Source organism: Microbacterium sp. SL75, from assembly GCF_026625865.1.
Taxonomy (GTDB): domain Bacteria; phylum Actinomycetota; class Actinomycetes; order Actinomycetales; family Microbacteriaceae; genus Microbacterium.
The window spans coordinates 50701-66073 of the sequence record NZ_CP113067.1; the positions used below are offsets into that span (position 1 = coordinate 50701).

Annotated in this window: 8 protein-coding genes and 1 pseudogene; 4 read left to right on the forward strand and 5 right to left on the reverse strand. The window is 70.8% G+C overall.

The window, feature by feature from the left end; translation table 11 throughout:
- Positions 1-502 precede the first annotated feature (502 nt).
- The 3 genes and pseudogenes from OVA17_RS00225 to rsmI form a co-directional block, all read right to left on the reverse strand.
- Positions 503-1503, reverse strand: a pseudogene (locus OVA17_RS00225) (TatD family hydrolase).
- 5 nt (positions 1504-1508) lie between these two features.
- On the reverse strand, positions 1509-3101 hold the full coding sequence (gene metG / locus OVA17_RS00230) for a methionine--tRNA ligase (protein ID WP_267787511.1): 1593 nt from the start codon (positions 3099-3101) through the stop codon (positions 1509-1511).
- Positions 3102-3150: 49 nt separating this feature from the next.
- Positions 3151-3969 (reverse strand): 16S rRNA (cytidine(1402)-2'-O)-methyltransferase, encoded by an 819-nt coding sequence (rsmI, locus tag OVA17_RS00235; RefSeq protein ID WP_267787512.1) that lies wholly within the window; start codon positions 3967-3969, stop codon positions 3151-3153.
- Between the two features lie 23 nt (positions 3970-3992).
- Between rsmI and OVA17_RS00240 the strand changes: the two genes are divergently transcribed.
- Entirely contained in the window at positions 3993-5564 is a 1572-nt protein-coding gene (locus OVA17_RS00240) for a dolichyl-phosphate-mannose--protein mannosyltransferase (protein WP_267787513.1), read from the forward strand.
- A gap of 145 nt (positions 5565-5709) precedes the next feature.
- Here OVA17_RS00240 and OVA17_RS00245 read toward each other — a convergent pair whose 3' ends face one another.
- Complete coding sequence (locus tag OVA17_RS00245; protein ID WP_267787514.1) at positions 5710-7527, reverse strand: thioredoxin domain-containing protein; 1818 nt, start codon at positions 7525-7527, stop codon at positions 5710-5712.
- A gap of 19 nt (positions 7528-7546) precedes the next feature.
- Complete coding sequence (locus OVA17_RS00250; RefSeq protein ID WP_210074031.1) at positions 7547-8383, reverse strand: aldo/keto reductase; 837 nt, start codon at positions 8381-8383, stop codon at positions 7547-7549.
- 104 nt (positions 8384-8487) lie between these two features.
- Between OVA17_RS00250 and OVA17_RS00255 the strand changes: the two genes are divergently transcribed.
- The 3 genes from OVA17_RS00255 to OVA17_RS00265 all read left to right on the forward strand — a co-directional run bounded on the left by OVA17_RS00255 (position 8488) and on the right by OVA17_RS00265 (position 15371).
- Positions 8488-9741, forward strand: a complete 1254-nt coding sequence (locus OVA17_RS00255) for an LCP family protein (RefSeq protein ID WP_267787515.1) — start codon at positions 8488-8490, stop codon at positions 9739-9741.
- Between the two features lie 64 nt (positions 9742-9805).
- A complete protein-coding gene (locus OVA17_RS00260) occupies positions 9806-10957 on the forward strand; it encodes a glycoside hydrolase family 3 N-terminal domain-containing protein (protein ID WP_267787516.1) in 1152 nt (383 codons plus the stop codon).
- A 157-nt stretch (positions 10958-11114) separates the two neighbouring features.
- Entirely contained in the window at positions 11115-15371 is a 4257-nt protein-coding gene (locus tag OVA17_RS00265) for a DUF3418 domain-containing protein (protein ID WP_267787517.1), read from the forward strand.
- Positions 15372-15373 lie beyond the last annotated feature (2 nt).

Here is a 15373-nt window from a genome sequence, read left to right on the forward strand (position 1 = left end):
ACCCCAGCGATCCGCACAAGCTCAGCGGCATCCAGGGCCGAGCGGCTGAGGAAGCGCGAAACACTGAGGCTGCGCGACGCCCGACCCACCCGCGCGACATCACCTCAGCGATCCGCACAGAGTCAGCGGCATCCAGGGCCGAGCGGCTGAGGATGCGCGAATCACTGAGGCTGCGCGACGCCCGACCCACCCGCGCCACATCACCTCAGCGATCCGCACAGAGTCAGCGGCATCCAGGGCCAAGCAGCTGAAGTTGCGCGAAACACTGAGACTGCGCGACGCCCGACCCACCCGCGCCACATCACCTCAGCGATCCGCACAGAGTCAGCGGCATCCGGGGCCAAGCAGCTGAAGTTGCACGAACCACCGAGACTGCGCGACGCCCGACCCACCCACGCGACATCACCCCAGCAATCCACACAAACTCACCGGCATCCGGGGCCAAAGGGCTGGGTTTGCGCGAATCACGGAGGCGGCGCGGCACCCGGCTCGTGCGCGCCGGTCAGTCCTCGAAGGCGCCGTAGACGCGCAGCGTGTTCGCCGCCACCCGGGCACCGAGCTCGTCGGCGTCCATCGCCAGCTCCGCCGCGAGGAAGCGCAGCGTCACCGGGATCAGGTACGGCGCGTTCGGGCGGCCGCGGTAGGGCACCGGGGTAAGGAACGGCGCGTCGGTCTCGACGAGGATCCGGTCGAGCGGCGTGACCGCGAGAGCGTCGCGCAGGTTCTGCGCGTTCTTGAATGTCACGTTGCCCGCGAACGACAGATAGTACCCGCGGTCTGCCGCGATGCGCGGTCTGCCGCGATGCGCGCCATGTCGGCGTCGCCCGAGAAGCAGTGGAACACCGTCCTGTCGGGGGCGCCGACCCTCTCGAGGGTCTCGAGCACGGCCTCGTGCGCGTCGCGGTCGTGGATCTGCATCGCGATGCCGTGCTTCTTCGCCAACGCGATATGCGCCTCGAAGGAGCGCATCTGGGCCGGGATGCCGTCCGCCTCGGTGCGGAAGAAGTCCAGGCCCGTCTCACCGATCGCCCGCACCCGCGGCTCGGCGGCGAGTTCGTCGATGACGGCGATCGCGGCATCCAGCTCGCCTGCCCGCTCGTAGACCGGAGCCTCGTTGGGGTGGATGGCGACGGCGGCCAGCACCCGGGGGTGCGAACGCGCCGCCCACGCCGACCAGCGCGAGGAGTCCACGTCACCGCCGGCCTGCACGACGCCGTGGACGCCGACGGCGAGCGCACGCTCGAGCTGCTCGTCGAGCGACAAACCGGTGTCGCCGTCCTCGATCTCGAGGTGCGTGTGATTGTCGTAGACCGGGATGCCGAGCGGCTCGGGCGCCGGTGGATAGCTCACGTCGCGACGGCCGTCGACCGAGCGCTCGCGCACGTACTGACTCGGATCACCGCCGTCGATGGTGCCGCGTGGGCGTTCGACGGGGGCAGAGCCGGGGGCCGGTGCGGCGGCGGTCGCCTCGCCGGGCTCAGGGACCGCCGCTGCACCCGACATTGCCGTCACGCCTGCTCGACGCGGGGGAACAGCGGCGAGAGCGCGTTCACCGAGGAGCCGGGGCGCAGCACGCCCCATGCCCCCGCTTCGCGCAGACGCTGATCGTGCAGGTCGCCGAGGCTCTCGGACGCGCCCAACGCGAACCACAGCTTCTCGGTCGACGCCGGCATGACCGGCGACAACAGCACGGCGAGCGCGCGCAGCCCCTCGGCCGCGGTGTACAGCACGGTGCCCAGACGCTCGCGCGTGGCCTCGTCCTTCGCCAGAGCCCACGGCTCGTTCTCGGTGATGTAGCCGTTCAGCGCGTCGACGATCGTCCAGATGGCGGCGATCGCCTCGTCGATGCGGAAACGCTCCACGGCGGCGTCGGCGTTGGCCGCGGCATCCGCCACGATCTTCTGGATCGTCAGGTCGCTGTCGGTGTAGGCGCCGGGCTCGGGTACCACGCCGTCGAAGTACTTCGAGATCATCGCGATGGTGCGGGACGCCAGGTTGCCGAAGCCGTTGGCGAGCTCGGCCTGATAGCGGGCCGAGAGGTCTTCCCACGAGAAGGAGCCGTCCTGACCGAAAGCGATCGCCGAGAGGAAGTAGAACCGGTACGCGTCCGAGCCGAAGACGTCGGTGATCTCGGTCGGCGCGATGCCGGTGAGCTTGGACTTCGACATCTTCTCGCCGCCGACGAGCAGCCACCCGTGCGCGAAGACGCCTCGGGGCACGTCGAGGCCCGCAGCCATGAGCATGGCGGGCCAGATGACGGCGTGGAAACGCAGGATGTCTTTGCCGACCACGTGGTACGCGGGCCAGCGGCGCGCGAACTCCGCGGTGACCTCGCCGGTCTCGGGGTCGGTGCCGTAGCCCACGGCGGTGGCGTAGTTGAGCAGAGCGTCGACCCACACGTAGATGACGTGCGAGGGGTCCCACGGAACGGTGATGCCCCAGTCGAAGGCGGAACGCGAGATCGAGAGGTCTTTCAGACCGCTGCGCACGAACGAGACGACCTCGTTGCGCGCCGATTCGGGGCGCACGAAGTCGGGCTCCGTCTTGTAGAGCTCGAGCAGGCGGTCCTGGAACTCGCTGAGCTTGAAGAAGTAGTTCTTCTCTTGCAGCAGCTCGAGGGGCTTCGAGTGGATCGCGCAGACCTTGAGTCCCTCGAAGGGCCCCGTGCCGTCGACGATCTCGGCCTCGGGCTTGAACTCCTCGCAACCGACGCAGTACAGCGCCTCGTACTCGCCCGCGTAGATGTAGCCCCGGTCGAACAACGCCTTCACGAACTGCTGCACGCGCTCTTCGTGGCGCGGCTGCGTGGTGCGGATGAAGTCGTCGTTGGCGACGTCGAGGGTCTCGAGCAGCGGGAACCACGACTCGGTGACGAGCTTGTCGACCCACTCCTGCGGCGTCACGCCGTTCGCGGCGGCCGCCCGCAGCATCTTCTGGCCGTGCTCGTCGGTGCCGGTGAGCATCCACGTGTCGTCACCCGCCTGGCGGTGCCAGCGCGCGAGCGTATCGACGGCCACCGTCGTGTACCCGTGCCCGATGTGGGGCAGATCGCTGGGGTAGTAGATCGGCGTCGTGATGTAGAAAGATCGGCCGGAAGTCACCTGGAGATTCTACGGGGAGGCACCGACACGGCCGACCGTGTGACGGGTGTCAGCGTTTGACGGCCAGCGCCGCCTGGTACAGCTCGCGCGAGGAGTGGCCGGTCTGCGAGGCCACCTCGGCGGCGGCCTCTTTGAGCCGCGCGCCGCCGCGCACGATCTCGAGCATCTGGGTCACGGCATCCGGGAACGCCACCTCGCGAGCGGTGGCGCCGCCGACGACGATCGCGATCTCACCGCGGACGCCCTCGGCCGCCCACGCGGCGAGCTCGGCAAGGGTTCCGCGCTTGACCTCTTCGTAGAGCTTGGTGAGCTCGCGGCAGACGGCGGCGGGACGATCGGCGCCGAACTCGGTCGCGAGGTCTTCGAGAGTGGATGCCAGTCGCGACGGCGACTCGAAGAAGACGAGGGTCCGCTCCTCCGACGCGAGCTGCGCGAAGGCCTTGCGGCGATCCCCCGGCTTGCGGCGCGGAAAGCCCTCGAAGGCGAAGCGGTCGGTAGGAAGGCCCGCGACGGCCAGGGCCGTGACGACCGCGCTCGGACCGGGAATCGCGGTGACCGTGACACCCGCGGCGGCGGCCGCCGCGACGAGGCCGAAGCCGGGGTCGCTCACCGTGGGCATGCCGGCGTCGCTCAGCACCAGCAGATCGTCTTCGCGGGCGAGCTCGACCAGTTCGGCGGCCCGCTCCTTCTCGTTGTGGTCGTGCAGGGCGATCAGGCGCGGCCGGTTCTCGACCCCGAGTCCCGCGAGCAGACGCTGCGTGGTGCGGGTGTCTTCTGCCGCGACGACGGTGGCGTTCTCGAGCGCCTCGATCAGACGCTTCGAGGCGTCGCCCAGGTTGCCGATGGGGGTCGCCGCCAGGATGATCACCGTTCCACCTTAGGCTGGGGGCCGTGACCACCGCCGTCCCTCCGCTGCTCCCGTCGATCGAGCAGACGCGCATCGATCGGTGGCGCGACGCCCTCCTCGACGGCCCCCGCGGGTTCCGCTTGTGGCGCTGGCTCGCACCTGCGCTGGTCACCGTCCTCGCGGCCGTGCTGCGTCTGGTCGACATCGGCAATCCGCACCAGCTCGTCTTCGACGAGACGTACTACGTGAAGGATTCGTGGAGCCAGTGGGTGCTCGGTTACCCCTCCACCTGGCCCGACGGCGCCGACGCCAGCTTCGCGGCAGGAGACTCCGACGTCTTCACGGGCATCGGCAGCTACGTCGTTCACCCTCCCCTCGGACGCATCCTCATCGGCGCGGGCATGGCGCTGCTCGGTCCCGACTCGGCGACGGGTTGGCGCATCTCCGCCGCCGTCTTCGGTACCGCGACGGTGCTGCTGGTGTACCTGCTGGCGCGCACGATCACCCGGTCGATCCCCTTCGCGACCGTGGCATCCGGTCTCATCGCGATCGACGGCCTCGGGATCGTGCTGAGCCGCATCGCGCTTCTCGATGTCTTCCTGACGTTCTTCATCGTGCTCGTCTTCTGGTTCGTCGCCCTCGACCACCGGGGCAGCACCGACCGCTTGCGCACCGCCATCGCGGCCCTGCCGGGAGAACGGCACACGTGGGGGCCCATCCTGTGGGCCCGCCCCTGGCTCTTCGCCGCGGGAGCCGCCGCCGGAGCCGCCACCGCCGTGAAGTGGTCGGGACTGTACGTGCTCGCCGCCGTCGGCTTGTACGCGGTGATCACCGACGCCCTCGCCCGTCGCCGCGCCGGAATCGATCAGTGGCCGATGGATGCCGTGCGCCAGGGCCTCGCATCGTTCGTCCTGCTCGTGCCGGTCGCGGTGGTCGTGTACCTTGCGAGCTGGTCGGGGTGGCTGTTCTCGAACGGCGGCTGGATGCGCGGCACCCCGGTCGCCGCGACAGGCATCTGGGGGTGGGTTCCCGAGCCGCTCCGACAGCTGTGGGCGTACCACCAGGAGATGTACGCGTTCCACGTGGGCCTCGTCACCCCGCACAGCTACGCGAGCCCCGCCTGGCAGTGGCCGCTGCTCATCCGTCCCACCTCGATGTACTGGCACCAGGACCAGGCCGGGGTGAACGGTTGCGCCCTGCCGACGGGCTGCACCGAGGCGATCTCGAGCATCGCGAACCCGATCATCTGGTGGGCCGGTGTCGCGGCGTCCCTCTACCTGCTCGTGCGCTTCGTCATGGTCCGCGACTGGCGCTTCGCTCTCGTGCTGACCGGACTCGCCGCCACCTACGTGCCGTGGCTGCTCTACCCCGAGCGGACGATCTTCCAGTTCTACACGGTGGCGATGCTGCCGTTCCTCGTGCTCGCGCTCACCTTCGCGCTGCGCGACATCGCCCGCGGGGTGAAGGGCGCGTCACGGGCGAGCGGGCAGGTGCTCGTCCTGGCTTTCCTCGGGCTGTGTCTCGTGATCTCGGCGTTCTGGTATCCCGTGTGGGCGGGGCTTCCGGTGCCGTACGAGTTCTGGCGCCTGCACAACTGGCTGCCCACCTGGATCTGAGCGCGGCGTGCGCGGGTGCGCCGTGGCGTGCGGGGTGGGCACGCAACAGAATCGGAGTCACGTAACCGGTGCGGATCTCCGGGGACACGGCATCCGAATTCGTTGCGTGGATCCGAATCTGTAAGGACTTCTCGCGGTGCCCGCCTCAGACGAGCTGCCCCGCATCCGTCGTCGGCAGCGCGCACGTGAAGGCACGGCAGTCGTACGCCGTCGCCTCGCCGCCCTGGGCGACCTTGCCCTCGAACAGCTCGAACCCCGCCTCGGCGAAAGCGACAGCCTGTGCGGGCGACACCACCGCCACCACGTCGGCGGCGATCCGGCGGGCGGCGTCGGCGATCTCGGCATCCGTCTCGCCCACCACGACCACCTGGCGCGGGGCCGAGGCCAGGCCGAGGGCGACCTCGAGGATCGCGCCGTGCGCGAGGGGCGACGACAACGCGGCGTCGGCCGCGGCCCGGACGAGGGTCTCCGCGGCGGTCCGGTAGCGCTCCCCCGCCCCGAGGCGCCACAGGTCGAGGGCGGCAGCGGCGAACACCGACGGGCCCGAGGGCGAGGAGCCGTCGGTGGGCACGGCGTGCGACTGCATGCCCTGCCCCACGAGCACGGGGTCACCACCACCCGGAGGACGGATGCCGTCGTCGCCGACGCACAGGTCCACGAGTGCCCGAGCCCGCGCGGCATAGGCGACCTCGCCGGTCGCACGGGCGAGGGCGAGGAGGCCTCGCGCGAGTCCGCCGTAGTCTTCGAGCGTCGCGGGGGCGGCGGAGCGGATCTCGTCGAGCGAGGCGCGGCGCAGCGTCCCGTCGTCGGCGACGTTGCTTTCGAGCACCGCGTCGGCGGCCCAGCGCGCCGCCTCGAGGAAGCGGGGGTCGGTTCGGGTTCCGGCGGCGGCGAGGGCGGCGATCGCGTGCCCGTTCCAGCCGGTGACGACCTTGGCGTCGAGAGCGGGGGGCTGCAGTGCCGAACGGTCCGCGACACGGTAGTACCCGCCCTCGTTGCGGACGCCGTCGATGATCGATTCCGAGTCCTGGGCGGCGGCGATCCCACCCGAGGGCAGTTGCAGGACATCGACGAGAAAGCGGGCGGCATCGGTCGCCGTGGCGTCGTCGCCCGCGGCGAGCGCGACCTCGACGAGCCCGGCGTTGTCGGTGAGCATGCGCTCGTAGTGCGGCACGCTCCAGTCGCGGCGCGTGGCGTAGCGGAAGAAGCCACCCTCGACCGTGTCGTGCAGGTCGGAGCCGGCCATGGCGGACAGGGCTCGGGATGCCACGTCCGCGGCATCCGGAGCGTCCGAGGCGAGGGCGGGGTGCTGCAGGAAGCGGAGCACCGGGGTGTTCGGGAACTTCGGGGTCTCGAAGGCGGGGCCCGCGGCGAAGCCGAAGTACTCGCGGTCCTCGCGCGCGGCGATCGTGCGGGCGGCGGCCGCGAGCTGGTCGAGGGATGGCGGGGCGTCGGCCGGGGCGGTGGCTGCGGCGGCCAGGGCATCTCGGAGCGAGGAGCCCGTGGCATCCACCTCGCTCCGTCGCTCGGTCCACGCCTCGCGGACCGCGGCGAGCACCTGGCGGAATGAGGGCTGAGGCGGGCGGGGCGAGGGCGGAAAGTACGTGCCGGCGTAGAAGACGCGCCCCTCGGGGCTCGCGAACACGGTCAGCGGCCAGCCCAGGTGCGGCGTGAAGGCGGACGCGGCGTCGAGGTAGGCGGCATCCACGTCGGGATGCTCCTCGCGATCGACCTTGATCGAGACGAAGCCCTCGTTCAGGATGCCGGCGGTCTCGGCATCCTGGAAAGATTCGCGCGCCATGACGTGGCACCAGTGGCAGGTGCTGTAGCCGATGGAGACCATGACGGGGACGTCTCTGTCGGCCGCGAGCGCGAACGCCTCGGCCCCCCAGGGCAACCACGCGACGGGATTGTCGGCGTGGGCCCGCAGGTAGGGGCTCGAGGCGTTCGCGAGGCGGTTCATGCGCTCGGTCGAGCTCGGGTCAGTTGAGGTCGTCGGGGTGCGTGCCGACGCGGCCCGAACCGTCACCCGGGTCGACCGCGTCGATCGCGGCCATCTCGTCGGCGGAGAGCTCGAAGTCGAACAGCGCGAAGTTCTCTTCGAGGCGCTCGCGGCGCACCGACTTGGGGAACACGATGAAGCCGTGCTGGATGTGCCAGCGCAGCACCGCCTGGGCCGGGCTCTTGCCGTGCGCCTCGGCGGCGTCCTTCACCGCGGGGATCTCGAACAGGTCGTACTTGCCCTGGCCGAGCGGACCCCACGACTCGATGTGCATGTCGTGCTCGTGGCCCCACGCGGCGATCTCGCGCTGGCTGAGGGCGGGGTGCAGCTCGATCTGGTTCACCACGGGGGTGACGCCGGTCTCGGCGACGATGCGCTCGAGGTGCGGCACGAGGAAGTTCGAGACGCCGATCGAGCGGGTCTTGCCGGCCTCGCGGATCTCGATGAGCTTCTGCCACGCGTTGACGTAGTTGTCGTTCTTCGGGGTGGGCCAGTGGATGAGGTACAGGTCGACGGCGTCGAGCTGAAGCTTCTGAAGGCTCTCGTCGATCGCGGCGTGCGCGTCGTCGCCGTCGTGGCGGTCGTTCCAGAGCTTGGTGGTGACGAAGAGCTCGTCGCGCGGGATGCCGCTGGCGGCAATTGCTCGACCGACGCCCTCTTCGTTCTTGTAGATGGCAGCGGTGTCGATGTGTCGGTAGCCGACCTCGAGGGCCTCGGACACGGCACGCTCGGCGTCGTCGGCGGGCACGAGGAACACGCCGTAGCCGAGCTGGGGGATGGAGTTTCCGTCGTTGAGCTGAACTGAAGGAACGGTCATGAGAAGAGCCTAGGAGCGGTGTCTCGGAGGGTTCTCGGGGTTGACGCGCGGGTCGAGTCCGCTATCCCCCGCCTTCTCGCACCCCGGCGTGGTTGACTACCGAAATGACGCCGCAGCCTCCCACCCGGCACGCTCGACGCGACCCCTCCTCGGCCTGGCGTCGCGGAGCCAAGCTCGTCGCCATCGCCGTGACCGTCGTGCTCGTCGCGGCCGTGGCGGTCGGAGGGTTCTACGCGTTCTCGCTGTCGCAGCGTCTGCAAGACGCCGCCGTCCCCCTCAAGGACGCCCCGGCCGAACCGCCCGCGCTGAGCGCCTACAACGAACCCTTCTCGGTGCTCGTCGTCGGTACCGACGAGTGCGACGATCAGGTGAAGGCGGCCTTCGGCGCGCGCTGCTCCGACCCGGGCAACGAGGGCACCCGCAACGACGTCAACATGCTCGTGCACGTCTCGACGAACCCCCGTCGCGTCACCGTCGTCTCGTTCCCCCGCGATCTGCAGATCGGCATCCCGGAGTGCACGGGAGCCGACGGCTCGACCTCGTCGGCGTCGTACAAGGCCCCGATCAACTCCGCGTACGAAGCCGGCGGCCTGACCTGCGTCGCCGACACGGTCTCGGAGCTGAGCGGACAGAGCATTCCTTTCGCCGCGAAGGTGAGCTTCGGAAACGTCGTCAACATCACCGACGCCATCGGCGGCGTGGAGGTCTGCATCGGCGGCGACGGCATCGACGACCCCGACGCGGGGATCGACTGGGAGCCGGGCCCGCGGGTGGTCAAGGGCTACGACGCCCTGGCCTTCCTGCGCACGCGCAAGGGCATCGGAGACGGCAGCGACCTCGCCCGCATCGGCAACCAGCAGCAGTACCTGTCTCGCCTCATCAACAAGCTCCGCAGCGACGAGGTGCTCTCCAACCCGGGAACGCTCATCGGCCTGGCCAACACCGCGGTGAACAACATCGAGCCGAGCGAGAGCCTCGCCGACCCGATCCGCATCGCGCAACTCGCGTACACGCTGAAGGACGTCCCGTTCTCGGACATCACCTTCGTGCAGTTCCCCGTGGTCGACGACCCCGCCGACAACAACCACGTCATCCCCGACCAGGCATCGGCGGCGACGCTGTGGGAGGCGCTGGACACCAACGCTCCCCTGCAGCTGACCGGCCAGGAAGGCGCGAACGGCGGCGTCATCGCCGACCCGTCCGCTCCCACCGCCGCGCCGAGCGAGCCCGCCCCCGAGGCGAGCACCCCCGCCCCGGATGCCACGGACGCCAGCGCCGCGCCGGGCGTGGTGGAGCTGCCGAGCAACGTCAGCGGCACCAAGGCGAACCAGGCGACGTGCTCGGCCGGCAACGGCTGATCGAGGCCATCGGGTCGCGGTCAAGACCCGGGAACCGTCCAGAGTCGTCGGGGAGCATTGCGGGGTGAAAACCGCCACGCGCTCGACCGCCCTGTTGCTGCTCGCGGCCCTGTCCCTCACTTCATGTGCCCCGGCCGCGGCCCCCGCGCCGTCGGCATCCCCCTCCCCCACCGCGACTCCCACGCCGACCGCCACTCCCGACCCCCTCGCGGGAATGAGCCTCGCCGACAAGGTCGGTCAGATGTTCATGGTCGGCACCTCGTTCGAGGGCGCCAACCCCACGACCCTCGCGGCCGTGCGCGACGACCACGTCGGCGGGATCTTCCTGCACGGACGGTCGGATGCCGGCACCCAGGCCACCGCAGCCCTGATCGGGCAGTTCACCTCCACCGTCGGCGCGGACGCTCCGCAGCTGTGGGTCGCCACCGACCAGGAGGGCGGCACCGTCCAGGTGCTGAAGGGTCCGGGCTTCGACCGCATCCCCTCGGCCGTCGAGCAGGCCGCCCAGACCGATGCGGCCCTGCGTTCCTCCGCCGCGACCTGGAGCACGCAACTCGCGCAATCGGGGGTGAACATGAACCTCGCTCCCGTCGCCGACATCGTCACGAGCCCGGAGTTCGCGGCATCCAACCCTCCGATCGGCGCGCTCGTGCGCGAGTACGGCTACGACGAGACCACTGTCGCCACCAAGGTCGGCGCGTTCGCCGCCGGCATGCGCGACGGCGGCGTGATGCCCACGCTCAAACATTTCCCGGGCCTGGGGCACGTCGACGAGAACACCGACACCCGCACGGGCGTCACCGACGACACGGTCACCGCCGACGGCGCAGACGTGGGCGTGTACGCGAGCGTCCTGCCCCAGGGGGACGCGATCGTCATGATGTCGACCGCGATCTACGCCCGGATCGACCCGAGCGCGCCCGCCGCGTTCTCACCCGCGGTGGTGGACGTGCTGCGCGACCGCATCGGCTTCGACGGCGTGATCACCGTCGACGATCTCTCGGCGGCGCGCCAGGTGCAGCCCTGGTCTCCGGCCGATCGCGCCACCCTCGCCGTGGACGCCGGGGTCGACCTGCTGCTCGTCTCGGCCGACCCCTCGGTGTATCCCGACATGCACCAGGCGGTGCTGTCGCGCGCCGAAAGCGACCCCGCGTTCGCCGCGAAGGTGGATGCCGCGGCCCGGCGGATCGTCGAGCAGAAGGCGTCGATGCCGTAGGCGCTCCCCCGTGAGGGGTCGCTTTGTGTCGCCCGGGCACGGGCCAGGCGACAGGAGGTGACCCCTCGCGCGAGTCGCCAGGAAATGTCGCTTCGAGCAGCCCCAAGCGACAGAAATTGGCGACTCGCGCGATGGGTGGGCGATACTCTGGAAGGCTGTGTCTGTCGAACCCGTCATCGTCTACCCGCCCGAGCTGCCCGTCAGCGCCGCGCGGGACGAGATCGCGCGCGCGATCCGCGACCACCAGGTCGTGATCGTCGCAGGCGCCACCGGCTCGGGCAAGACCACGCAGCTGCCCAAGATCTGCCTCGAACTGGGCCGCACCTCCATCGCGCACACGCAGCCGCGCCGCATCGCCGCGCGGACGATCGCCGAGCGCATCGCCGACGAGATGCAGGTGCCGCTGGGCTCGACCGTCGGCTACAAGGTGCGCTTCACCGACAAGGTGTCGGCCGACACGCGCGTGGCGCTGGTGACCGACGGCATCCTGCTCAACGAGATCCACCGCGACCGGCTGTTGCGCCGCTACGACACGATCATCGTCGACGAGGCGCACGAGCGCTCGCTCAATATCGACTTCCTGCTCGGCTACCTGCGCCGCATCCTGCCGAAGCGCCCCGACCTCAAGGTCATCGTCACCTCGGCGACCATCGACCCCGAGAGCTTCGCGCGGCACTTCGCCGCCGCCCCTGCTCAGCCCGGCGGCGAGCCGGTTCCGGCACCGGTGATCGAGGTGTCGGGCCGGACGTACCCGGTCGAGATCCGGTACCGGCCGGTCGATGGCGCGGACGACGCGGGCGAAACTCCTGAGGATTCGGATGTGGACGGCGCCGAACCCCCCTCATCCCGAGGTCGCGCGGTCGCAGGGCCCTCGAAAGTCAGGAGTTCGGCACGACCCGCGGCCAAGACCCGGCGCGATGCCGACGACGCCGACGAGGTCGGAGCCGTCGTCGCCGCCCTGCGCGAGCTCGACCGCGAGCCCGCGGGCGACGTGCTCGTCTTCTTCCCCGGCGAGGCCGAGATCCGTGATGCGGCGGACGCCATCCGCGGGGCGTATCAGAAGGACGCCGCCCCCACCGAGGTGCTCCCCCTGTACGGGCGACTCTCCGCCGCCGAGCAGCACCGCGTCTTCGAGCGCTCGAGCGTCGCGGGCGTGCGTCGACGCGTCATCCTCGCCACGAACGTCGCCGAGACGAGCCTGACCGTCCCCGGCATCCGGTACGTCGTCGACACCGGCACCGCGCGCATCTCGCGCTACAGCAACCGCTCGAAGATCCAGCGCCTCCCGATCGAGGCCGTCTCCCAAGCCTCGGCGCAGCAGCGCTCGGGCCGCGCGGGGCGCACCTCGCCGGGCATCGCGATCCGGCTCTACTCCGAAGACGACTTCACCCGCCGCCCGGAGTACACCGAGCCCGAGATCCTGCGGACGTCGCTGGCATCCGTCATCCTGCAGATGCTCTCGCTCGGGTTCGGCGACATCCAGGCCTTCCCCTTCCTCACTCCGCCCGACTCGCGGGGCGTGAAGGCGGCGTTCGACCTGCTCGTGGAGCTCGGTGCGGTGAAGCTGCCGGCGCCGGGGTCGCGCGGGGCCGACACCTCGCGCGACCGCGATGTGCGCAGCGACGGCGACCCGTCGCGCGGGCGCGGCGGGCGGGACAACGCCCGCGGGCGCCGTGACGACGACGGTCCCCGCCTCACCGAGATCGGCCGCGAGATCGCGCGCCTGCCGATCGACCCGCGGTTCGCTCGCATGCTCATCGAGGCGCGGCGAAACGACGTGCAGTCCGAGGTGCTGGCGATCGTGTCGGGAATGTCGATCCAGGACGTACGCGAGCGTCCGGAGGACCGCCGCGAGGAGGCCGACCGCTTCCACGCGCGCTTCACCGACCCCACCAGCGACTTCCTCTCCCTGCTCAACCTGTGGGAGTACCTGCAGGAGAAGCAGGCCGAACTCGGCTCGAGCGCCTTCCGCCGGCTGTGCCGCAGCGAGCACCTCAACTACGTGCGGGTCCGCGAGTGGGTCGACGTGCACCGGCAGCTGCGGTCGCTGGGCGGCGAGGCGTCACGGGGTGACGGGGTCGGGCGTTCCAGCGAAAGCGGGCGCAGCGATCGGAGCCGTGTCCCCCTTCGTGCGGAGTCTGACCCGTCCCGGCCGCACCGGTCGGGACATGCATCCACGACCCACGTCCCGCACACCGCGGCGCCGGAGGGCCACGCCGCCGGCGATGCCATCCATCGCGCGATCCTGTCCGGGTTGCTGTCGCACCTCGGCATCCTGGATCCGCGCACGATGGCCCAGACGAAGGACCGCAAGGCTCCGGGTGATGCCCGCCCCACGAAGGGCGAGTACATCGGCGCGCGCGGCGCGCGATTCGCGATCTTCCCGGGCTCGGGCCTGAAGAAGAAGCGTCCCTCCGCGGTCATGGCCGCCGAGCTCGTCGAGACCTCGCGCCTGTTCGCCCGCACGGTCGCCGCCGTCGACCCGGCCTGGGCGGAAGACCTCGCCCCCGACCTCGTCAAGCGGTCACTGAGCGAGCCGCACTGGTCGAAGGATGCCGGCTCCGCCGCCGCCTACGAGAAGGTCACTCTCTTCGGGGTGGAGCTCGTCGGCCGTCGCCGCGTGCAGCTCGCCCGCTTCGACCGCCCGCTCGCGCGTGAGATGTTCGTGCGACACGCGCTGGTGGAGGGCGAGTGGGACCCCTCGGTGCTCGACAAGCGCCTCACGGCGTTCCTCCGCCGCAATCAGGAGCAGCGCCGCCTGCTCGAGAAGATCGAGGAGCGCGAGAGGCGCCGCGACATCCTGATCGGCGACGAAGCGGTGTTCGCGTTCTACAACGCGCGGATCCCCGCCGACGTCACCGACGTGCGCTCGTTCGAGGCCTGGTGGAAGGATGCCGCCGACCGTACACCTCACCTCCTCGACCTTCGCGAGTCCGATCTGACCGGCGACCGCGCCCAGGGCGATGACCGTGCTTTCCCGGCGCGGTGGCGTCAAGGAGACCAGACGCTCAACCTCGCCTACCGCTTCGAGCCCGGGGCGCCCGACGACGGTGTGACGGTCGTCGTCCCGCTGCCGCTGCTCGCGCAGCTGCGACCCGACGGCTTCGACTGGCAGGTGCCGGGCATGCGCAACGAGCTCGTCACCGCGCTGCTGCGCGCGCTTCCCAAGGCCATCCGCCGCAACGTCGTCCCCGCCGCCGACTGGGCAGAGAAGTTCTCGGCCGAACTCGCCGAGAAGGGCCCCGAGCACGCGAACGGCCTGCCGAAGACGACGCTCGTCGACGCGCTCGCCGCCCTCGTGCAGCGCGTCGCGAACCAGCGGGTCAGCGCCGCCGACTTCGAGCTCGAGCGCGTGCCCGGTCACCTCATGCCCTCGTTCCGCGCGGTCGACGCCCGCGGACGCGCGATCGGGAGCGACCGCGACCTCGCGACCCTGCAACGCCGCCTCGCCGACCGCGCGCGCTCGAGCGTCGAGTCCGCCGTGACGCGCGAGCGCCCCGCCGCCCGGTCGGCGGCGAAGGTCGCCGAGGCCTCGCCGGCGTTCGCGTCGCGCTCGAAGCTCACCGGCTGGGACTTCGACGAGCTCACCGAGGTCGTCGACACCCCCGTCGCCGGCGGCGTCGTTCGCGGCTACCCCGCCCTGGTCGACGAGACGGACAGCGTCGCCCTGCGTGTGGAGGCCACGCCCGAAGACGCCGCGCGGCACACGCGTGCAGGTATCCGGCGCCTCCTGCTGCTGGCCGGCCCCTCCCCCGCCACCTACGTTCTCGACCACCTCACCGCGAACGAGAAGCTCGCGCTCGCGGCCTCGCCGTATCAGAACGCCAAGGCGCTGATCGAAGACGCGCGCGTGGCCCTGGCCGATGACGTCCTGCTGCGCGAGGCGCCGACCGGAGTGGTGCGCACGAGGGCCGACTTCGAGCGGGTACGGGATGCGTTCTCGGCCGTCTCGGTCGAGCGCACCTTCCAGACGGTCTCGCTCGCGGCGAAGATCCTGCTCGCGCAGCGCGAGGTCGAGAGGGCGATGAAGGATGCCGCGTCCATCACGCTCCTGGGCGCGCTCAACGACGTGCGGGGTCAGGTGTCGGGGCTGATCTTCCCGGGGTTCCTCGCGCGAACCGGCCTGCACCGCCTGCAGCACTACCCCCGCTACCTCGCGGGGGCGCTGGGGCGCGTGACGACCCTGTCGGACAACCCCGGGCGCGACCGCCAGCGGCAGACCGAGTACGAGCGCTCCGCAACCGCGTTCACGGAGGCGGGCGGTGTCATCCCCCTGCCCGCCGACGCGCCCGCGAACCTCGTTCAGACGCGCTGGCTGCTCGAGGAACTGCGCGTGAGCCTGTTCGCCCAGCGCCTCGGCACCGCCGAACCGGTCTCGCCGCAGCGCATCGCGAAGGCGCTCAAGGGCGCGTGAGT